This window comes from Streptomyces sp. SID13666 (genome assembly GCF_010548325.1).
Classification (GTDB): Bacteria; Actinomycetota; Actinomycetes; order Streptomycetales; family Streptomycetaceae; genus Actinacidiphila; species Actinacidiphila fildesensis.
In genome coordinates this window covers 43561-63727 of the sequence record NZ_JAAGLX010000021.1, presented here as the reverse complement: position 1 = coordinate 63727, position 20167 = coordinate 43561, and the positions used below count along the sequence as shown (strand labels likewise).

Genomic DNA, 20167 nt, shown 5'->3' with positions numbered 1-20167 from the left:
CGCGGGACGGCTTACGGGCGCCATCTTGGCGAACGGCGCACGGGCGTGAAGAGGTTTCGCCGGAATAACACGCCTATGGATGGAAAGGTCGAACAGGTCAGCTTGCGACGGCCAGACGTTCGATCCGATCGGCGTCACACGTACGCGGGCAGGTGCCGCAGGTCTCCGTGGGGCGCACCGTGTAGAACAGGCAGCAGGTGACCCGGTCCCGGGTGCCGGACGGCACGCGGTCCGGCAGCGGCCGGGGTGCGCGCAGTTCGCGGAAGCCCGCGCCGCCGGTGTACGGGGCGCTGGTGCCAGGCAGCAGGGCCGTCAGCTCGGACATCGCCCGCTCGCCCTCGCCGAGCAGCTGCCCGACCCGCCACAGTCCCTCGGTGACCTCGTCGGTCGCCATGCCCCACAGGGCGCGCCGGCCGCGCCGCAGCCGGGGCTGGAAGCCGTCCAGCAGCGGCCCGAGGTGCTCGGCGAGCGCGGAGCGCAGCGCCAGGCGCAGCGCCTCCTCGGAGTGCACGACGCGGGCTCCGGGGAGAACGGCGGCCGGGTCGTCCGGCAGGCAGCTGAAGTCGTGGGTGCGGACGGTCAGCCGGCCCTGGGTGCGGTGGAACGACACGTCTGACACCGGCAGCCACGGGACCCTGCGGTGCAGGAACCAGGGGACGGTGAAGAGCAGACAGGCCGGCCAGGCGTAGCGGTGCAGGCCGAAGCCGGCGATCACATCGGGGCGGGCGCGCTTCCCGTGGTCGCGCAGCACCTGCTGCTCGTCCCAGACCAGGAAGGTGTCCAGGGCCGCTCCGCCCGCCGCCAGCTCATCGGCGCGCACCCAGCCGTCCCCGCTGCGGGGCGCTTCCTCGGTCACGCGCAGCGAGGGATACGCCCCGGTCAGGCGTGCGTAGGCGGGCGCGGTGACAGGCATGGCGAGCATGGCGGACCGTCCAGAAAGGGTTCCAAGGGAGGTAAGGCTTACCTTATCCGATGGGGTGGGGGTTTAACCTAACGGCACTACGCCACACGAGTGGTGCCGTCCAAGAGGGAAGGACCCGGTGAACGACACCGCCGCCGCGCGCCCTGCGGGAACCCCGTCCGTCCCGCCGCCCCGCCGTCCCGGGCAGGTCCGCGGAACTCACCCGCATGCCGCGGCATGCGCCGGGCCGGCCGATGACACCGTCCCCGCCGAGCGGCGGCTGCCCGAGCGGTACTCGGTGCGCGACCAGGTGCTGAACGCGCTGCGCAGCGCCCTGGTCAGCGGTGAACTGCGGCCCGGCGCCGTCTACTCGGCGCCCTCGCTCGCCGAGCGCTACGGCGTGTCGGCCACACCGGTCCGCGAGGCGATGCAGCTGCTCGCCCGGGAGGGCGCCGTCGAGGCCATGCCCAACCGGGGATTCCGGGTCGCCGAACGCAGTGCGCGCGACCTCGCGGAACTGGCGGAGGTCCGGGCCCTCATCGAGGTGCCCGTCGTCCTCGGCCTCGCCCGCACCATCGCCCCCGAACGGTGGGAGGCGCTGCGCCCGCTCGCCGCCGCCACCGTCGCCGCGGCCGCACGCGGCGACCGGGCCGCCTACGCGGACTCCGACCGGCTCTTCCACCGCGCGATGCTCGAACTCTCCGGCAACCACCAACTGGTCGCCGTCGCGGACGAGCTGCACCGGCGCTCCCAGTGGCCGGTGTCCGGACCGTCCCGCACTCCGTCGCGCCCGGCGGAACTGCTCGCCGACGCGACGGAACATGCCGTGCTGCTGGAAGCGCTGGTGGCCGGAGACGTGGTCACGGTCGAATCGCTCGTCCGCGAACACTTCTCCGGCTCCGCCTGGGGTTAACGGGCCGGCCGGTCCCGCCGGATCAGCCGGACTGCGGATCAGCCGGACTCCGGACCAGCCGGTCCCCGGATCAGGCGCTTTCCGCCGGGTGGGGGAGCCAGACCGGGATTCCGCCCAGCAGGGCGTGCAGGCGGGCGGCCTCGGCCCGCAGCGCCGTCGCTGCGGGTTCCGGCTCCACCTCGGCGAGGGCGAGCATGGCCGGGGCCGTGCCCACGAGATAGCCGATGTCCACGCGGATGCGGAGCGACTCGGTGAAGCCCCGGTGCGCCTCGGCGAGATCGCCGTCGGCGGCGGCGAGCCCGGCCAGATGGCGCCAGGTGAACGAGGTCAGCAGCGCGTCGCCGTGGGCGACGGCGCCCGCGTGGGCGCGCCGGTAGGCGGCGCGGGCGGCGGTGGGGTTCTGGGCGACGTTCTCGGCGAACAGACCACGGCGGAAGTCGAGCAGCGGCCTTCCCGGCGACACCTGGCTCAGCAGCGCCGCGCTGCGGCCGAACGCGGCCCGGGCCTCGTCGGCGCGGTCACGGACGGAGAAGAGCGTGGCGGCGTAGGCGAGATGGCCGCGCTCGCACGCGGCGGCGCCCCGCTCCTCGTCACTCCCGGCCAGCGCCTCGGCGGAGCGCAGCGCGTCCTCCGCCTCGGACCAGCCGTCGAGGGTGAACATGCAGCCCTCGACGAGCAGGGCGGCCCGGCGCAGCGCCGTATCCGGGCTGTCGGCGCAGTACGGGGCGAGTATCGCCGCCGCCTCCGCCCAGCAGCCGCGGGCCCTGAGGCGCCACACATCGGGCGTGCCCACCACAGATTCCGGCATGGCGGTATCCGCCACAACCTACCCCCCCAAGCGCATCGTCGAGCCAAGTGGTCGAAGTCCAGCATGCCGCAGGGGCCCGCGCCAAGAGGGCGGTGATCAATTGCTCCTGATCCGAGTGATCGAGGGTCCGCCGGGACGGCGTCAGCTCATGCGGAGCGCGAGGAAGAAGTCCAACTTGTCTTCCAGACGCGCGAGATCACGCCCGGTCAGTTGCTCGATCCGGCCGATACGGTACCGCAGAGTGTTCACGTGCAGATGCAGCCGGGTCGCGCAGCGGGTCCAGGAGCCGTCGCACTCCAGGAACGCCTCCAGGGTCGGGATGAGCTCGGCGCGGTGCCGCCGGTCGTAGGCGCGCAGCGGGTCGAGCAGCCGCGCGGTGAAGGCGCGGCGGACGTCGTCCGGCACGAAGGGCAGCAGCAGGACGTGCGAGGCGAGCTCCTCGTGCCCTGCCACGCAGACCCGCCCGGGGCGGGCGGCGGCGACCCGGCGGGCGTGCCGGGCCTCCTCCAGGGCACCGCGCAGTCCCTCGGCGGAGTGCACGGTGGCGCTGACGCCGATGGTGAGCCGTCCGTCGTCGGCCAGACCCCTGCTGAGCGGGCCCCGCAGGGTGTCGAGCAGGCCGTCGGCGCGCCAGTCGTCGGTGAAGCCGCCGTCGGACGGGTCGGCGGGCGGCAGCGGTACGAGGGCCATCGCCTCGTCGCCCGCGTGCGCCACCGCGATGCGGTCGGTGGGGTCGGGGCCGATGGCGGCCGGGTCGACCAGCGCCTCCTCCAGCAGCATCTGGGCGGCCGGTCCCGCGGGCACCTCGCCGCCCGCCCAGTCGACCCGGGCGACGACGACCTGCCAGTGCGGCGCGGCGCTGAGCCCGGGGACCAGGACGGGGGCGGCGACCCGCAGCCGGGCGGCGATCTCGGCCGGCGGCGAGCCGGCCTGGACCAGTTCCAGCACCTCGTGGGCGAGCCGGCGGCGCACGGTGCGCGCGGCGTCGTGGCGGTCCCGCTCGACGGCGATCAGCTGGGTGACGCCCTGCAGCAGGTCGAGCCGCTCCGCGGGCCAGTCCCCGGCGTCGGCGTCGACGGCGAGGAACCAGTCGGAGAGCAGGGTGGCCCGGACATCGGCCACGGGGGTGGTGCCGCCGGTGCGGATCGGGAAGAGCGAGTACGTGTTGGTGGTGCCGCCGGACGCGATCGACGTGCGGTGCGGGGAGGGCCGGGCGGTGCGCATGGCGGCCAGATGGGCGCCGGCGAGCTCGGCACGCACCGCGGTGGGCAGCGGATGCTCCGAACCGGCGATCTGCCGTCCGGTGGCGGACAACACCCAGGCGCGCAGGTCCAGGTCGGTGCCGAGCAGATCCAGCACGGCGTCGGGGCCGCCGCCCGCGGGGCCCGACGACATCAGCCGCCGGTGCCGGTCCACGACCGCGGCCAGATCGCCGGCCCGCTCCGTGGAGACCTGCCGGACGACGTGCTCGGTGATCGAGGCGAAGGCGACGTTCTCGTCCACGGCGAACAGCGGCAGCCGGTGGCGGAAGCAGGCCGCCACCAGATCGTCGGGGATGGAGCCCAGCTCGGCCTCGCCCGCCGCGAGTCCAGCTACACCGGCCGAGGCGAGGATTCGTACGAATCGCTCGGAGTCCTCCGCTTCGTGCCGCCAGGCGAGTCCTGTGAGCACCAGCTCACCGCCCGTGAGATAACGGCTCGGATCGCGAAGATCCGTGGTCATCACGCCACGGACCGTGCGGTCCAGCTCGTCCTCACCACCGAGCAGGCGCAGGCCCAGAACCTCGGTGTCCAGCAGTGCGCGCAGCCGCATCGTTGTCGCCTTGTCTCGAACGCTTGCCTGGTCAAAGCCCTACCAGGGTGGCGCCTGGTTCGTTCCATTGGTGTTGCCGGTCCGATGCCGCGAGGTTTCGGACGGCGCCCTTTCATAGGAATCTACAAGACATGAGTACTGGCCAGCCAAGTCCTTCATGTTTTCAGTGACTGCACCCGGAAGGGTGGTGGGCCGTGTACTGGGCCCCACGCAGCGTTAACAACACGTGAACAGCCCCGCTCGAGATTCGAGAAGAGAACCCCCATGGACTTCCTGCGCCCCGCAAGCTGGGAGGAGGCGCTCGCCGCAAAGGCCGAGCACCCCACAGCTGTGCCCATCGCGGGCGGCACCGACGTGATGGTCGAGATCAATTTCGACCACCGCCGGCCCGACGTGATGCTGGACCTGAACCGGATCGGTGAGCTGCAGGAGTGGGAGGTGACCGAGGAGACCGTCCGCCTGGGTGCCTCGGTCCCGTACACCCGGATCATGGAGCACCTGCGCACCGAGCTGCCCGGTCTGGCGCTCGCCGCCCACACCGTCGGCTCCCCGCAGATCCGCAACCGCGGCAGCGTCGGCGGCAACCTCGGTGCCGCCTCCCCGGCCGGCGACTCGCACCCGGCCCTGCTGGCCGCGGGCGCCGAGGTCGAGGCCGTCTCCGTCCGCGGTACCCGGCTGATCCCGGTCGAGGAGTTCTACACCGGCGTGAAGCGGAACTCGCTCGCCGCCGATGAACTGATCCGCGCCGTGCACATCAAGAAGGCCGACGGGCCGCAGCAGTTCTCCAAGGTCGGCACCCGCAACGCGATGGTCATCGCGGTCTGCGCGTTCGGCCTGGCGCTGCACCCCGAGACGAGGACGGTCAAGACCGGCATCGGCTCGGCCGCTCCCACCCCGCTCCGCGCCCGCGTCGCCGAGGACTTCCTCACCGCCGCGCTCGAAGAGGGCGGTTTCTGGGAGAACGGCAAGATCATCCCGCCGGCCGTGGCGCGGCAGTTCGCGGAGCTGGTCTCCGGGGCCGCCAACCCCATCGACGACGTACGCGGCACCGCCTCGTACCGCCGTCACGCGCTGGGCGTCATGGCCCGCCGCACGCTCGGCTGGACCTGGGACGAGTACCGTGGGAACGAGAGGACGCAGTCATGCGCGTGACCTTCAATGTCAACGGCCGCCCGCAGGAGGCCGACGACGTCTGGGAAGGCGAGAGCCTTCTCTACGTCCTCCGCGAGCGCATGGGACTCCCGGGCTCGAAGAACGCCTGTGAGCAGGGCGAGTGCGGCTCCTGCACGGTCCGCCTCGACGGTGTTCCGGTGTGTGCGTGCCTGGTGGCCGCCGCTCAGGTCCAGGACCGCGACGTCGTGACCGTGGAGGGCCTGGCGGACTACGCCAAGGACCGCGCGGCCGGCCGCTGCGGTACCGGCGCCTGCGGCACCCCCCTCGGCGAGGCCCAGAAGTGGGCCGCCAAGCCGGCCGACGGGCAGACCGGTGAGAGCACCGAGGCCGGGGACCTGTCCCCGATCCAGGAAGCGTTCATCGACGCCGGCGCCGTGCAGTGCGGTTTCTGCACCCCCGGCCTCCTCGTCGCGGCCGACGAGCTGCTGGAGCGCAACCCGTCCCCGTCCGACCAGGACATCCGCGAGGCCCTCTCGGGCAACCTGTGCCGCTGCACCGGCTACGAGAAGATCCTCGACGCGGTCCGCCTCGCGGCAGCGCGCGGCGCGTCCGTCACAGCCGGAGAGGGCGTCTGATCATGGGCGTTACCCGCAATCCCACGAACATCACCCAGGGCAGCAAGACCATGGGCGGCCTCGGCGAGTCCACGCTGCGCCCGGACGGCACCCTGAAGGTCACCGGTGAGTTCGCGTACTCCTCGGACATGTGGCACGAGGACATGCTGTGGGGCTTCACGCTCCGCAGCCCGCACGCCCACGCCAAGATCCTCTCGATCGACACCGGCGAGGCGCTCGCCACCTCCGGCGTCTACGCCGTCATGACCCATGACGACCTGCCCGCCTTCACCAAGTACGGGCTGGAGTACAAGGACACCCCGGTCCTGGCCGACGGCGTCGTGCGCTACCACGGTGAACCGATCGCCATCATCGCCGCCGACCACCCGGAGACCGCCCGCCGCGCGGCCGCCAAGATCAAGGTCGAGTTCGAGCTGCTGCCGCTGGTCATCGACGAGGAGACGGCGCTCGCGGACGGCGCGCCGATCCTGCACCCGAACCGCGACGACCACCACGCGGACCACGTCACGCACCCGAACATCGTGCACCGCCAGCCGATCATCCGCGGCGACGCGAACGAGGCGGCCAAACGCGCCGACATCGTCATCAGCGGTGAGTACGAGGTCGGCATGCAGGACCAGGCCTTCCTCGGCCCGGAGTCCGGCCTGGCCGTGCCCGCCGAGGACGGCGGCGTCGACCTGTACATCGCCACCCAGTGGCTGCACTCGGACCTCGGCCAGCTCAGCCCGGTCCTCGGTCTGCCCGAGGACAAGATCCGTATGACGCTGTCCGGCGTCGGCGGTGCGTTCGGCGGCCGCGAGGACCTGTCGATGCAGGCCCACGCGTGCCTGCTGGCGCTCCGCACCGGCAAGCCGGTCAAGATCGTCTACAACCGCTTCGAGTCCTTCTTCGGCCATGTGCACCGCCACCCGGCGAAGCTCTGGTACGAGCACGGCGTCACCAGCGAAGGCAAGATCACGCACATGAAGTGCCGGATCGTGCTGGACGGCGGCGCCTACGCATCGGCCTCCCCGGCCGTCGTCGGCAACGCCTCCTCGCTGGCGGTCGGCCCGTACGTGATCGACGACGTCGAGATCGAGGCCGTCGCGCTCTACACCAACAACCCGCCCTGCGGCGCGATGCGCGGCTTCGGCGCCGTCCAGGCGTGCTTCGCCTACGAGGCGCAGATGGACAAGCTCGCCGCCGCGCTCGGCATGGACGCGGTCGAGTTCCGCCAGCTCAACGCGATGAGCCAGGGCACGATCATGCCGACCGGCCAGAAGGTCGACTCCCCGGCCCCGGTCGCCGAACTGCTGCGCCGCGTCAAGGCGCTGCCGATGCCGCCCGAGCAGCAGTGGCTGGCCGGTGACGCGGAAGGCCGGTCCATCGACATCCGTGACCTGCCCGGCGCCCTGTCGAACACCACCCACGGCGAGGGTGTCGTGCGCGGGGTCGGCTACGCGGTCGGCATCAAGAACGTCGGCTTCTCCGAGGGCTTCGACGACTACTCCACCGCCCGCGTGCGGCTGGAGGTCATCAACGGCGAACCGGTCGCCATGGTGCACACCGCGATGGCCGAGGTCGGCCAGGGCGGCGTCACCGTGCACGCCCAGATCGCCCGCACCGAGCTGGGCGTCACGCAGGTGACGATCCACCCCGCCGACACGCAGGTCGGCTCCGCCGGCTCCACGTCCGCCTCCCGGCAGACGTACGTGACCGGTGGCGCGGTGAAGAACTCCTGCGAGGCCGTCCGCGAGAAGGTCCTGGAACTCGGCCGCGCGAAGTTCGGCACCTACCACCCCGCGTGGGCCACCGCCGAACTCCTCCTGGAGGGCGGCAAGGTCGTCACCGACGGCGGCGAGGTGCTCGCCGATCTGGTGGATGTCATCGAGGGCGAGACCATCGACCTCGAGCTGGAGTGGCGGCACCGCCCGACCCAGGCGTTCGACCTGGTCACCGGGCAGGGCGACGGTCACGTCCAGTACTCGTTCTGCGCCCACCGCGCGGTCGTCGAGGTCGACACCGAACTGGGCCTGGTCAAGGTCATCGAGCTGGCCGCGGCCCAGGACGTCGGCAAGGCGCTCAACCCGCTGTCGGTCGTCGGCCAGATCCAGGGCGGCACCACCCAGGGCCTCGGCCTGGCCGTCATGGAAGAGATCATCGTCGACAAGAACGCGAAGGTACGGAACCCGTCCTTCACCGACTACCTGATCCCCACCATCCTCGACACGCCGACCATCCCGGTCGACGTGCTGGAACTCGCGGACGAGCACGCCCCGTACGGGCTCCGCGGCATCGGTGAGGCCCCGACGCTCTCCTCCACGCCCGCCGTCGTCGCCGCCATCCGCGCCGCGACCGGCCTGGCACTCAAGCGCGTACCGGTCAGGCCCGAACACCTCACCGGCACGTGACGACCTCCGGACGGGGTGGGGGAATGACGATCCCCGCCCCGTCCGGGGCCACCCAGGCGCCACCACTCGGCCTCCGTGGCAACGGCATCCGACCGGACCGGCCGCACCCGCGGCCGCCGGACGGACACCGTCCCGGCCCCTGCCCGGCTCCCGCCGCGCGCACCGGCCAAACCGCTTCATCCCGTTCGCCTCGGGCCGTCCCCCGGGTCGTGCAGCCATAGCAGCATCCCAAAATCCGCACACCATGTGCGGGTGTCCCATTGAACCTTGGGAGTCGGCACCATGACCCAAACCCCTGTAGAGCTGAAGACCACGGCGGAGGACGCGGGCGCGGGCTCGCGCCCGCCGGCCGGACGGTCCTGGCTCGACCGGTACTTCCACATCTCCGAGAGAGAGTCGACGATTCCCCGCGAGGTCCGCGGCGGCATCACGACCTTCATGGCGATGTGCTACATCCTGCTGCTCAACCCGCTCCTGCTGTCCGGCCCGGACGCCAGCGGTCACAAGCTCAGCCATGCGGGACTGATCACCGCGACGGCCCTCGCCGCGGCGGTCTCCACCCTGCTGATGGGATTCCTCGGCAAGGTACCGCTCGCACTCGCCGCGGGACTGAGCGTCTCCGGCGTGCTGGCCACCCAGGTGGCCCCCAACATGACCTGGCCGCAGGCCATGGGCATGTGTGTGATCTACGGCGCCATCATCGTGCTGCTGGTGGTCACCGGGCTCCGCGAGATCGTCATGAACGCGATACCGCTGGCACTGAAGCACGGCATCACCATCGGCATCGGGATGTTCATCGCCCTCATCGGCCTGGTGAACGCCGGATTCGTCGGCAAGGGTGACGCGAAGGGCACCGCCCCGGTCGCCCTGGGCGTCGGCGGACAGCTCTCCGGCTGGCCGGTCCTGCTCTTCTGCGTCACGCTGCTCCTGATCTTCATGCTGCAGGCCCGCAACATCCCCGGCGCGATCCTGATCGGCATCGTCGTCGGCACGATCCTCTCGGTCGTCGTCAACTCCGTCGGCGGCCTGACCGACAAGGACTGGGGCGGTGCGGCCCCGAAGCTGAACGGCAGCGCGGTCTCCATGCCCGACTTCGGGCTCTTCGGACACGTCGAGTTCGGCGGCTGGGGATCCATCGGCGGCATGACCGTCGGCGTCATCGTCTTCACCCTGGTGCTGGCCGGCTTCTTCGACGCGATGGCCACCATCATCGGCGTCGGCACCGAGGCCAAGCTCGCCGACGAGCAGGGCCGGATGCCCGGCCTCAGCAAGGCACTGTTCATCGACGGTGCGGGTGGTGCGATCGGCGGCGTCGCCGGTGCCTCCGGCCAGACGGTCTTCATCGAGTCGGCCACCGGAGTCGGCGAGGGCGCCCGTACGGGTCTGTCCAGCGTCGTCACCGGTCTGCTCTTCGCGGCCGGCCTGTTCTTCACCCCGCTGGCCCAGATCGTCCCGGGCCAGGTCGCGGCGGCGGCCCTGGTCGTCATCGGCGCGATGATGATGAGCAACGCCCGGCACGTCGACTGGTCGGACCGCTCGGTCTCGGTCCCGGTCTTCCTGACCGTGGTCCTCATGCCCTTCACGTACTCCATCACCGCAGGTGTCGCCGCGGGCGTCATCTCCTACACCGCCATCAAGGCGGCGCAGGGCAAGTGGCGTGAGCCCGGCATCTTCATGTGGGTGCTCACGGCGGTGTTCTTCGTCTTCTTCGCTCTCCACCCCATCGAGAGCTGGCTCGGCGTCAAGTAGAGGAGCTGTTCACCATGCTGGACATCGCTGACGAGCTGCACCGCTGGTGCCGCCAGGGGCGTCCGTTCGCCGTCGCGACCGTGGTCGCGGTGGGCGGAAGTGCGCCCCGGCAGCCCGGTGCCGCGCTCGCCGTCGATTCCGACGGCACCGCGATCGGCAGCGTGTCCGGAGGGTGCGTCGAAGGAGCTGTCTACGAGCTCTGCAAGGAAGCGCTGGAGTCAGGGGACTCGGCGGAGCCCGTGCTCCAGCGCTTCGGATACTCGGACGACGATGCGTTCGCCGTGGGGCTCACCTGCGGCGGCGTCATAGACATCTTCGTCCAGCGAGTGGACCCCGGCGTGCGGCCGGAGTTCACGGCGGCCCTGGCCGCCGCCGCAGCGGGAGAGACGGCCGCGGTGGCCAGGATCGTCGAGGGACCGGCCGGGCTGCTCGGCCGGGCCCTGGCCCTGCGGGCCGACGGACGGTACGAGGGCAGCCTCGGCGACCCCGAGCGGGACCGCACGGCGGCGGCCGAGGCCCACGCCCTGCTGGAAGCGGGCCGGACCGGCACGATCGGGATCGGCGCGGACGGCAGCCGCTGCGGCGAACCGCTCACGCTGCTCGTCGAGTCCAGCGTGCCGGCGCCCCGCATGATCGTCTTCGGCGCGATCGACTTCGCCGGCGCCGTCGTCAAGGTCGGCAAGTTCCTCGGCTACGAGGTGACGCTCTGCGACGCGCGCCCCGTCTTCGCCACCCGCGCGCGCTTCCCGGAGGCCGACGAGGTCATCGTCGACTGGCCGCACCGCTACCTCGACGAGACCACCGCCGCGGGACGCGTCGACGGCCGCACGGTCATCTGCGTACTGACCCACGACGCCAAGTTCGACGTACCGCTGCTGGAGCGGGCCCTGAAGCTTCCCATCGCCTTCGTCGGCGCCATGGGCTCACGCCGCACCCACCTGGACCGCCTCGAGCGGCTGCGGGAGGTCGGCGTCACCGAACTCGAACTGGCCAGGCTGCGCTCGCCGATCGGTCTCGACCTCGGCGCGCGGACGCCCGAGGAGACCGCGCTGTCCATCGCCGCGGAGATCGTCGCCCACCGGCGCGGCGGCAGCGGCGTTCCGCTGACGGGCGCGCACACGCCGATCCACCACGAGGCCGAACCCCCGATAGCCCGGCGGGTCGGCTCCTCCGCGGCATAGCTCCTGCTCGTGTCGTCGTTGAGGACCGGAACCGTCCGCAAGGCGTCGTAGCGTAGGCGGTATGCCGACGACGACGCTGGACCGCCGTACGCTCAACCGCGCTCTGCTGGAGCGCCAACTCCTCCTGGAGCGGGCGAAGGTGCCCGCGATCGAGGTGATCGAGCGGCTGCTCGGCATGCAGTCCCAGGCGTCCAACGCCCCGTACATCGGCCTGTGGACCCGGCTGCGGGACTTCTCCTTCGACGAGCTGGCGCAGCTGATGAAGGACCGTGGCGCGGTGCGGCTGACGCTCATGCGCGGCACCGTGCACCTGGTGAGCGCCGGCGACGCGCTGCTCCTGCGGCCGCTGCTGCAGCCGGTGTTCGACCGGATGGTCAGGAGCGCGGCCTGGGGAGGCGCGGCGCTGCGCGACGTGGACCGCGACGAGCTGGTGGCCGCCGGCCGTGAACTCCTCGCCGAGCGCCCGCGCAACCCCCGTGAGCTGCGCGAGCTGCTCGCCGTCCGCTGGCCCGGCGTCGAGCCCGACGCGCTGGAGAAGGCGCTGCGTCTGTGGGCCCCGCTGGTGCAGCTGCCGCCGCGCGGGCTGTGGGGAGAGAGCGGGCAGCCCACCTACGCCACCGTCGAGGAGTATCTCGGCGCGCCGCTCGCCGACCCCGACCCCGGGCCCGTCGTCGAGCGCTACCTGGCGGCGTTCGGTCCCGCGACCGTCGCCGACATCCAGAAGTGGTCGGGACTGACCGGGCTGCGCTCGGTCGTGGCGGGCTTGGACCTTCGTCCATACCGTGACGAGGACGGCCGGGAGCTCCACGATCTGCCCGGCGCGGTGCTCCCCGACCCGGACGTCCCCGTCCCGGCCCGCTTCGTCGCCGACTTCGACAACCTGCTGCTGTCGCACGCCGACCGGACCCGGATCCTCGCCGACGAGTACCGGAAGCGGGTGATGACGGTCAACGGCATCATCCGCGGCACGATCCTGGTCGACGGCTTCGTCGGCGGCACCTGGCGGTTCGATCGTACGAAGGCCGGCGCCGCGGTGATCGTCACGCCCTTCGTACGGCTGACGGCCGGCGACCGCGACGCCCTCATGGCGGAGGGCGCGCGGCTGCTGGCCGTCAGCGATCCGTCGGCGGAGACCCACGAGGTCCGGATCGAACCCGCGGGCTGACGGTGCCGCCGCTCCGGCGGCTTCAGCCCGCCGGGACGGTGTCCACCTGGGTGACACGGGCCGCCCGGTAGGCGGCCACCTGGGCCTGCACCTGGGCCGGGCTCAGCACCTGGTCCTTGGCGAAGTACACGTAGTCGACCTTCTGGTTGTACGAGCGCGGCGTGCTGCCGGTCTGTCCCGCGAGGTCGATGAGCCAGTGGTTGAAGTCGATGAACATCGGCGTCTCCGGCAGATACGGCTCGCCGTGCGTCCCGAACAGCTGCCCGTCGATGTAGTACTTGATGTTCGTGTTGTCGACGGTGACGATCAGGTCGTGCCAGCCGTCGTAGCTCTGCCGGCTCTCGGTGTGGGTGTTGACCGCGTTCCAGGGGTCGTTCTGGTAGGTCTCCCAGGACGTGGTGTACATGATGTTGCCGGTCTCGCCCCAGCCGCCGTTGGGCAGGTACTCGAAGTCCAGCTCCCCGTAGTCGGGGTCCATGTCGTGCGCGAGCGGTGTGAAGGCGAAGAACGTCTGGTTGACGTGGTCCCCGTCCGGGCCGGTGGCGGGGGTGTCGTTGAACTTCACGCGGGCCGCGTACGTCCCGTTGCGGAACTTGCGCGCGGTGGTCTGGATCTCGGTCTCCTTGGTGCCGGCGGCCGTTCCGTCGGTGGTGAGCTTGAGGTTCATGATGCTGTTGCCGTTCTCCGGCGCGAAGGTGACGTCCTGCGGCGACCAGGTGGCCCCCGGGACACCGGGCCCGCCCTGCCCCGACTTCACGGTCCAGCCGTGCTGCTGCACCAGCGGGTCGCTGCTGCTGGTGTAGTCGAAGTCGTCGAAGAGCGCCGGGCCGTTCTGGTTCGGCGGTGTGGTGGGGGGCGTCGTCGGCGGGTCGGTCGGCGGCTGCGTCGGGTCGTTGCCGTCGGGCGCGGTGCCCCACAGAACCGTCCCGCCGCGCTGCACGGTGACCTTCGACCAGTTGGCGTACGACGTCTGGGCGCCGTTGAACGAGTAGTCGTCGCTCTGCCGGAGCGTCGCCCAGGTGGACCGGTAGAACCGCAGCTGCATGTCGCTGGTGTCGGCGCCGGGCGTGAGCGAGCCGGCGCCCGAAGTGAAGCCGATCTCCAGATAGCGGTCGGCGGTGGCGGTGGGGTGCGCCAGGGTGCCGAACGTGCCGGTGATGTTGGCACAGCCGCGCACCGCCCAGGAACAGGCGAAGCGGTACGAGGAGTCGGCGGTGTCGGCCTTGAAGTAGTAGCGCACCGTCACACCGCTGAGCGGCACGGTCGTGCTGCCGGTGTTGGTGACCTTCAGCCACGGTTCCGACTGGTCGGCGGTGGCCCCGGTCGCGCTGGTGCGGTACTGCGCGCTGAGCGAGTCCTGGGCGGCCGAGGCGGGCATGGCCGTCAGCGCGGCGCAGGCCAGCCCGGCGGAGGTGCACAGGGCCATCGCCGTACGCACGCGGACGGGTATACGTGATCTTGCGGACACGGTGAATCCCTTTCCAGGTGGGGGTGTCGCAGGGGGAAGTGCTGGAAGGAACTACTGCTGGTGCGACTGCGGGTGGTGCGCGGTGGAACATCTGTGGGGGAGGCGCACGGCGGTGCCGGGACGGGTGTCAGCGGTGGGTGCCGAGCGCCGCGAGCCGGGCCTCGTGGTGGCGCATGGCGGGGAGGAAGTCGGTGGTCCAGTCGCTGCGGGGGTTCCACGCGCTGTCGGCGAGGGCCGACAGCCGGGGGAAGGCGAGGTACTCGACCTGCGCGGGCGTGGCGGCGAACTCCGTCCACAACTGCCCCTGCGTGCCCAGCACCCGGGCGGTGGCCGCCGGCTCCCAGTCCTGCGGCGCGGGATCGTTGCCGTGCACGGCCCGCAGATCGACGACGGCGCCGGCCTGCCCGAAGGGCTCGCCCGGCCGGTCGGTCTGCGGGTAGTCGAGATACGTGGAGCGGTACGGCGCCATCACGACGTCATGGCCCCGCCGGGCGGCGGCCAGCCCGTGGCCCGAGTCCCGCCACGGCATGACGGTGAACTCCGGCGGCAGCACTCCGCCGTCCTCCGCCCAGCACACCGGCTTGCGGCCCTCGCGCAGCAGGAAGTCGCCGATCCGCCCGAGGAACCAGCCGTGCAGCGCCTTCGGCCCCGCCAGCCGCTCGGCCACGGCCCGCTGCCGCGCCCGTGGGCTGTCCTCCCATTCGACGGTGGGGCACTCGTCGCCGCCGATGTGGATGTACGGGGACGGGAAGACGTCCAGGACCTCGCCGAGCACCGCGCGGCAGAACTCCAGCACCTCGTCGTGCACGCCCAGGACGTTCTCGCACACCCCCCACTCGGTCCACACGTCCAGCTGCCGGCCGGGGACGTTCCCCAGGTGTGGATAGGCGGCGAGCGCCGCCCGGGCGTGACCCGGCATCTCGATCTCGGGGACGACGGTCACCCCCCGCTCGGCCGCGTAGCCGACGAGCGCGCGCAGCTGGGCGGCGGTGTAGACACCGCCGTGCGGATTGTCGTCGTAGCTGGCGCTGCCGGCCCGGCCGGTCATGCTGCGGGCCCGGTGGCCGCCGGTCTCGGTCAGCAGCGGATACCCGGGTACCGGCATCCGCCAGCCCTGGTCGTCGGTGAGGTGCAGATGCAGGACGTTGAGCTTGTGGAAGGCGAGCAGGTCCACGAAACGCCGCAGGAACGACACCGGCTGGAAGTGCCGGGCGACGTCGAGCATCGCCCCGCGCCAGGGGTACCGCGGCACATCGGTGGCCTGGACGCACGGCAGCCGCCACGGCACCCCGGTGACCGGCACCGCCGACAGCGCCTCGGGCGGCAGCAGTTGGCGGATCGTCTGAACGCCGTTCAGCAGCCCGGCCGGCTGCGCCGCCCGCAGCAGGATCGCGTCCGGGCCGACGGTCAGCCCGTAGCCCTCCGCGCCCAGCCCGCCGAGCTGCGGGTCCAGGGCGAGGATGACGTTGCCGTCGGGGGAGGAGCGGAGCGGGAGCCCGGTGGCGGGGCCCAGCAGGGTGCGCAGCAGCCGGGCGGCGCCCTCCGCGCCCTCCGTGACCCGGACGGTGGTGTCGGTGGTGAAGGTGAAGTGGCCCGGGATACGGACCAGATGACTGGGGTGGGGAATGATCACAGCTCGGCCTCCAGGCCCGGACGGACATCGGGGCAGCTCTCGCACGGCGTCTCCCGCATGACGCGTCACCCCTTGACCGCACCGGCGGTCATCCCGGAGGTGACCCGGTTCTGCAGGGCGAGGAAGACCACGAGGACGGGGAGCATGAAGAGCGAGGAGGCGGCCATCGTGGCGCCCCAGTCGGTGCCGAAGACGTTGCTGAACGAGGAGAGCCACACCGGCAGCGTCCTGGCGTCCTGGTTCTTGATGATCAGCGTGTTGGCGAACGCGAACTCGTTCCAGGCCGTGATGAACCCGAACAGCGAGGTGGACAGCAGCCCGGGGGCGAGCAGCGGGAACGTCACCCGGCGGAACGCCTGCGGCCGGGTGCAGCCGTCCACCTGGGCCGCCTCCTCCAGCTCCACCGGTATCGCGGCGAGGAACCCGCGCAGCGTCACGATGGTGAACGGCAGCGTGGTCATGAAGTAGACCAGGGTGAGCATCGACAGCTTGTCGAGCATGTCGGTGTCCCGGGCGATGACGTACATCGGGATCAGCAGCGCCTCCCAGGGCGCCATCTGCGCGGTGAACACCATCAGGATGAATGCCCGCCTGCCGCGCCAGCGCATCCGGCCGACCGCGAAGGCGGCCAGCAGCGCGACGGCCAGCGAGAGCAGCACCGCGCCGAGGGTGACGGTGAGGCTGTTGCGCCAGAAGGTGCCGAAGCCGTCGGCGTGCACGGCGGTGGAGAAGTGGTCGAGGGTGAGGTGCCGGGGCCAGAACGACGGGGTGTCGGCCTGGATGTCCACGGTCGGCTTGAAGGCGGTCAGCACCATCCAGTAGACGGGGAAGACCGACACGGCCACGACGGACAGCGCGGCGAGGTTGAGCGGGACCTTGCGCAGCGACCGGGTCACAGGGCCGCTCCTTCCTGCTGGAACATCCGGCGCAGATTGAGGACGAGCGCCACGAGCAGGATCAGCACGGTGAGCGTGGAGACCGCCGAGCCGACGTCGTACTTGTGGAGCGACTGCGCGATCTGGAAGGCGTAGACGGGCAGGGTGGTGGTCGCCCCGTTCGGGCCGCCTTCGCTGATCACCCAGATCTGGGCGAAGCACTTGAAGCACCAGATCACTTCGAGCGAGGTGATCAGGGCGAACAGCTGCCGCAGCATGGGGAAGGTGACGTGGCGGAAGACCTGGAAGCCGCCGGCGCCGTCCAGCCGGGCCGACTCGTACAGCTCGGCGGAGATCGTGGTGAGCCCGCCGTAGAGGGTCAGCGCGGCGAACGGCACCGACTGCCAGACGACCAGGGTGACCAGGATGAAGAAGGTCGAGTTCCCGTCGGCGAACCAGGAGTAGTCGCGGTAGGAGTCGAACCCGAGCTCCACCAGGACCCAGTTGACCACTCCGAAGCGGGACTGGAAGAGCCACTGGAAGATGGTGGTGGCGGCGATCACCGGCGTCGCCCAGGTCAGCACGAGGGCGCTCATCACGGCCAGCCGCATCCGCTTGCCGAGCCGCGCCAGCATCAGGGCGACCAGGGTGCCGATCAGCATGATGAGGACGACATTGAGCGCGGTCCACCACAGGGTGCGGCGGACCACCGTCCAGAACTCGGGGTCGTTGAGCACCTCCGAGTAGTTGTCGAATCCGACGAAGGTGGCGCCGCCGCGGATCAGTTCGCCCAGCCGGAAGTGCTGGAAGGACATCACGGTGTTGCGGATCAGCGGGTAGAGCAGGAGGAAGGCCGTGCCCACCACGGTGGGAGCGATCAACAGATACGGCCAGACGGCGCCGAGCACGGGCCGCCGGCGGCGGCGGAGGGCCGGGGGCGGATCCACGGAGGCCTGTTGAGGGGGGCGCCGACGGGCGGCGGGGGGTGCAGCGGGCACGACACTTCTCCTGTTGTCCTGTTGGGGTCCGACTCGTCAGGCGGGGGCGGCCACGCGGGCCCGCGCGGACCGCTCCCCGTTCAGGAAGCGGTGTTCAGCGCTTTGGTGATGGCCTCGGACGCGGTACGGGCGGCCGTGGCCGGGTCCGCTCCGGTGAGGTACTGCGTCATGTACTGCTTGATGGGGTTGTTCGCCTCGACGGCCGCCCAGTTGGGGGAGTTGGGGGTGCCGTGGCCGTTGGCCGCGCCGACCGCCATCACCGCGCCGCCCTCGTTGCCCGCCAGCACACCGGCCAGCGACGTCCTGTTGGGGACGTAGCTCATCTCCTTGGCCATGTCCGTCTGCCACTTCTCGCCGGCCAGCGCCTTGACGACCTCGTAGGCCGCGTCCTGGTGCTGCGACGCCTCCGGGATGATGAGGTCGGAGCCGCCGGTGAAGACCGCGCCGGGCTTGTCGGCCGTCTTGCCGGGGATCGGGAAGAAGCCGATCTTGTCCTTCATCGCCGGGTTGGCCTTGATGATCGCGGCCGCGCCACCGGGGACGGAGATGATCTGCGCACTCTTGCCCTTGGCGAAGACCTCCGCCTGCAGCGGCTTGGCCTCGTCGGAGTCCTTCGGGCCCTTGCCCAGCGCCTGGAGCTTCTTGTAGAACGCCATCCCGGCCTGCGCCTGGGGCGTGTCGAGGGTGCCCTTCCACTTGTCGCCGTCCTTGACGGCGAACTCACCGCCCTCGTCCCAGACGAAGCCGGCCAGCGCGTACCAGGTCTGCCCCGTCAGATAGATCCCGTCGTTGCCACCGGTGTTGAGCTTGGTGGTGTCGGCGATCCACTCGTCGCGCGTCTTGGGCGGGGTGGTGATGCCGGCCTGGGTGAAGAGGTCCTTGTTGTAGACCACCACACGGTTGGCGGCGTACCAGGGGATGCCGAACTGCTTGCCGTCGATCTTGCCGGGCTCGGCCAGGCCCGGTATCCAGTCCGCGCCCTTGAGGTCGGCGACCTTCTCGGTCAGATCCTTGACTCCGCCGCTGGCGGCGTACTGCGCGACCTGGGTGTTGCCGACCTCGATGACGTCCGGCGCGTCCTTGCTGGCCAGAGCACTGGTGATCTTCGCGCCGATACCGTCCCACTCCTGGATCTGGATCTTCAGGGTGGTACCGGAGTGGGTCGTCTCGAAATCCGTCTTGAACCGCTGGAGGAAGGGATCGGAAACGCTGCCCTTCATGATCCACACGGTGAGCTCGGCGGGGCTCTTGCCGTCGCCTGCGGTGTCCGACGAGTCGGAGGAGGAACTACAGGCGCTCAGGCCGGCTACGGCGATCGCGAGCGCCGCGGTGCCTGCAAGGAGTCTGGTTCTCACGGGGTCTGTCACCTCGAATAGGAGCGGCGGAACTTACCACTTCACAACTGGTCTGGTGCTGGTTGGAGAAGGTGGCATAGACCAGTGGTGCCGTCAAGAGGTCGTGCAGGCAAAGGCCTGACCCCCGGATTCCCCCGGATCACCGGTACCGGCCGCAACTGGTCCGCCTACGTGACGCGGGCCGGCCTGGCGTACTGGTCAGGATCTGGATAGCCTTCAGGGGAGGTACTGGACAGGACGCAGACAGAACGCTGCCCGGACGCGCCGGGGCGGACCCCGGACGGCACGAAGGAGTCAGGTATGGGAAGCGAGTCGCCACGGTCGGCGCTCAAGCGCGAACGGGTGCGCGACTACCTGTTGGAGCTCGTCGAATCCCATGTGCCCGGCGACCCGATCCCCTCCGAGCGGACCCTGTGCGAGCAGCTGTCGGTCTCCCGCCCGACGCTGCGCTCCGCCGTCGACGAACTGGTCAACACCGGGCTGATCGTCCGCGAGCACGGGCGCGGGATGTTCGTCGCGCCCGCCAAGATCACCCAGGAGCTGGTGGCGGACGAGCACTCGTTCTCGCTGCCGAAGGCCGACGGCACCTGGTCCAGCAAGGTCCTGGAGCTGACCACCGTCCAGGCCGGTGCCAGGGTGGGCCGCAAGCTGCACATCTCACCCGCGGCCGAGATCACCTACATCGCCCGGCTCCGGCTCGTCGACGGCGAGCCGATGGCCATCGAGTACCTGCACGTGCCCGCCCTGCTCGTGCCGGGTCTGCGGCCGGCGGACATGGAGTCCGGGGACTTCTACCGGTTCCTGCGCGACAAGCACCGGGTGCGGGTCCACGAGGCGGTCCAGTCCATCGAGCCGACCGTCACCAACGAGGTCGAGGCCCGGCTGCTGGGCGTGCCGCTGCTTTCCCCGGCCCTGCTCTTCGAACGTCTCACCAAGGACGAGACCGGCCGCCCGGTCGAGTACGTCCACTCGCTCTACCGCGGTGACCGCTATCGGATCGTCTCCCGGCTCGCTCTCGGCGAGGCCGGGGCTCCGGGGCCGGACGCGGCCGTCCGGCACCACCCCGGCATCCCGCCGGGCGATCTGGCGGGCCGCGGCGACGTCCCCTCCTCGATGGTGGGCGACGTTCAGCCCGCGGTGTGAGCGCGGGTCGTTGCGGGGGTGGTGGACG

At 71.1% G+C, this 20167-nt stretch carries 16 protein-coding genes; 8 read left to right on the top strand and 8 right to left on the bottom strand.

What is annotated here, in order from left to right; all coding sequences use genetic code 11:
* Positions 1–97: 97 nt before the first annotated feature.
* Positions 98–922 carry a (2Fe-2S)-binding protein gene (locus G3I60_RS24945; protein ID WP_164295218.1) on the bottom strand — a complete coding sequence of 275 codons (825 nt, stop codon included), beginning with the start codon at positions 920–922 and terminating at the stop codon, positions 98–100.
* Positions 923–1040: 118 nt separating this feature from the next.
* On the opposite strand from G3I60_RS24945, the gene G3I60_RS24940 reads away from it, so the two are divergent.
* Entirely contained in the window at positions 1041–1814 is a 774-nt protein-coding gene (locus tag G3I60_RS24940; protein WP_164295217.1) for a GntR family transcriptional regulator, read from the top strand.
* A gap of 70 nt (positions 1815–1884) precedes the next feature.
* Here the strand turns inward: G3I60_RS24940 and G3I60_RS24935 are convergent, their stop codons facing one another.
* Entirely contained in the window at positions 1885–2622 is a 738-nt protein-coding gene (locus G3I60_RS24935) for a hypothetical protein (protein ID WP_138358058.1), read from the bottom strand.
* A 141-nt stretch (positions 2623–2763) separates the two neighbouring features.
* Positions 2764–4434 (bottom strand): PucR family transcriptional regulator ligand-binding domain-containing protein, encoded by a 1671-nt coding sequence (locus G3I60_RS24930; protein WP_164295216.1) that lies wholly within the window; start codon positions 4432–4434, stop codon positions 2764–2766.
* A 264-nt stretch (positions 4435–4698) separates the two neighbouring features.
* On the opposite strand from G3I60_RS24930, the gene G3I60_RS24925 reads away from it, so the two are divergent.
* The 6 genes from G3I60_RS24925 to G3I60_RS24900 all read left to right on the top strand — a co-directional run bounded on the left by G3I60_RS24925 (position 4699) and on the right by G3I60_RS24900 (position 12667).
* Complete coding sequence (locus G3I60_RS24925; protein ID WP_138358062.1) at positions 4699–5586, top strand: xanthine dehydrogenase family protein subunit M; 888 nt, start codon at positions 4699–4701, stop codon at positions 5584–5586.
* Positions 5577–6182 (top strand): (2Fe-2S)-binding protein, encoded by a 606-nt coding sequence (locus G3I60_RS24920; protein ID WP_138358064.1) that lies wholly within the window; start codon positions 5577–5579, stop codon positions 6180–6182. Before G3I60_RS24925 ends, G3I60_RS24920 begins: the two co-directional genes overlap by 10 nt.
* 2 nt (positions 6183–6184) lie before the next feature.
* The gene (locus tag G3I60_RS24915; RefSeq protein WP_203673750.1) at positions 6185–8572 is read left to right on the top strand and encodes a xanthine dehydrogenase family protein molybdopterin-binding subunit; all 2388 of its coding nucleotides are present in this window, start codon (positions 6185–6187) and stop codon (positions 8570–8572) included.
* Positions 8573–8854: 282 nt separating this feature from the next.
* Positions 8855–10321 (top strand): NCS2 family permease, encoded by a 1467-nt coding sequence (locus tag G3I60_RS24910; RefSeq protein WP_138358066.1) that lies wholly within the window; start codon positions 8855–8857, stop codon positions 10319–10321.
* A gap of 14 nt (positions 10322–10335) precedes the next feature.
* Entirely contained in the window at positions 10336–11502 is a 1167-nt protein-coding gene (locus tag G3I60_RS24905; RefSeq protein ID WP_138358068.1) for an XdhC family protein, read from the top strand.
* A 61-nt stretch (positions 11503–11563) separates the two neighbouring features.
* Positions 11564–12667 carry a winged helix DNA-binding domain-containing protein gene (locus G3I60_RS24900; protein WP_164295215.1) on the top strand — a complete coding sequence of 368 codons (1104 nt, stop codon included), beginning with the start codon at positions 11564–11566 and terminating at the stop codon, positions 12665–12667.
* Positions 12668–12689: 22 nt separating this feature from the next.
* On the opposite strand, the gene G3I60_RS24895 is transcribed toward G3I60_RS24900, so the two are convergent.
* The 5 genes from G3I60_RS24895 to G3I60_RS24875 form a co-directional block, all read right to left on the bottom strand.
* A complete protein-coding gene (locus G3I60_RS24895) occupies positions 12690–14093 on the bottom strand; it encodes a cellulose binding domain-containing protein (protein ID WP_164295261.1) in 1404 nt (467 codons plus the stop codon).
* A 169-nt stretch (positions 14094–14262) separates the two neighbouring features.
* A complete protein-coding gene (locus tag G3I60_RS24890) occupies positions 14263–15765 on the bottom strand; it encodes a beta-N-acetylhexosaminidase (protein WP_343241268.1) in 1503 nt (500 codons plus the stop codon).
* 68 nt (positions 15766–15833) lie between these two features.
* Positions 15834–16664: a carbohydrate ABC transporter permease gene (locus G3I60_RS24885; protein WP_138358074.1), complete on the bottom strand. Its 831-nt coding sequence runs from the start codon at positions 16662–16664 to the stop codon at positions 15834–15836.
* Positions 16661–17590: a sugar ABC transporter permease gene (locus G3I60_RS24880; RefSeq protein ID WP_343241267.1), complete on the bottom strand. Its 930-nt coding sequence runs from the start codon at positions 17588–17590 to the stop codon at positions 16661–16663. Before G3I60_RS24880 ends, G3I60_RS24885 begins: the two co-directional genes overlap by 4 nt.
* A 131-nt stretch (positions 17591–17721) precedes the next feature.
* Entirely contained in the window at positions 17722–18996 is a 1275-nt protein-coding gene (locus G3I60_RS24875; protein WP_164295213.1) for an extracellular solute-binding protein, read from the bottom strand.
* Between the two features lie 300 nt (positions 18997–19296).
* Here G3I60_RS24875 and G3I60_RS24870 point away from each other — a divergent pair, with 300 nt between their 5' ends.
* A complete protein-coding gene (locus G3I60_RS24870; RefSeq protein WP_138358078.1) occupies positions 19297–20139 on the top strand; it encodes a GntR family transcriptional regulator in 843 nt (280 codons plus the stop codon).
* Positions 20140–20167 lie beyond the last annotated feature (28 nt).

Excerpts from the sequence above, each read along its gene's own strand:
- G3I60_RS24945 (WP_164295218.1), bottom strand. The coding sequence starts at position 922 with ATGCTCGCCATGCCTGTCACCGCGCCCGCCTACGCACGCCTGACCGGG.
- G3I60_RS24935 (WP_138358058.1), bottom strand. The coding sequence starts at position 2,622 with ATGCCGGAATCTGTGGTGGGCACGCCCGATGTGTGGCGCCTCAGGGCC.
- G3I60_RS24930 (WP_164295216.1), bottom strand. The coding sequence starts at position 4,434 with ATGCGGCTGCGCGCACTGCTGGACACCGAGGTTCTGGGCCTGCGCCTG.
- G3I60_RS24925 (WP_138358062.1), top strand. The coding sequence starts at position 4,699 with ATGGACTTCCTGCGCCCCGCAAGCTGGGAGGAGGCGCTCGCCGCAAAG.
- G3I60_RS24920 (WP_138358064.1), top strand. The coding sequence starts at position 5,577 with ATGCGCGTGACCTTCAATGTCAACGGCCGCCCGCAGGAGGCCGACGAC.
- G3I60_RS24915 (WP_203673750.1), top strand. The coding sequence starts at position 6,185 with ATGGGCGTTACCCGCAATCCCACGAACATCACCCAGGGCAGCAAGACC.
- G3I60_RS24910 (WP_138358066.1), top strand. The coding sequence starts at position 8,855 with ATGACCCAAACCCCTGTAGAGCTGAAGACCACGGCGGAGGACGCGGGC.
- G3I60_RS24905 (WP_138358068.1), top strand. The coding sequence starts at position 10,336 with ATGCTGGACATCGCTGACGAGCTGCACCGCTGGTGCCGCCAGGGGCGT.
- G3I60_RS24900 (WP_164295215.1), top strand. The coding sequence starts at position 11,564 with ATGCCGACGACGACGCTGGACCGCCGTACGCTCAACCGCGCTCTGCTG.
- G3I60_RS24895 (WP_164295261.1), bottom strand. The coding sequence starts at position 14,093 with ATGGCCCTGTGCACCTCCGCCGGGCTGGCCTGCGCCGCGCTGACGGCC.
- G3I60_RS24870 (WP_138358078.1), top strand. The coding sequence starts at position 19,297 with ATGGGAAGCGAGTCGCCACGGTCGGCGCTCAAGCGCGAACGGGTGCGC.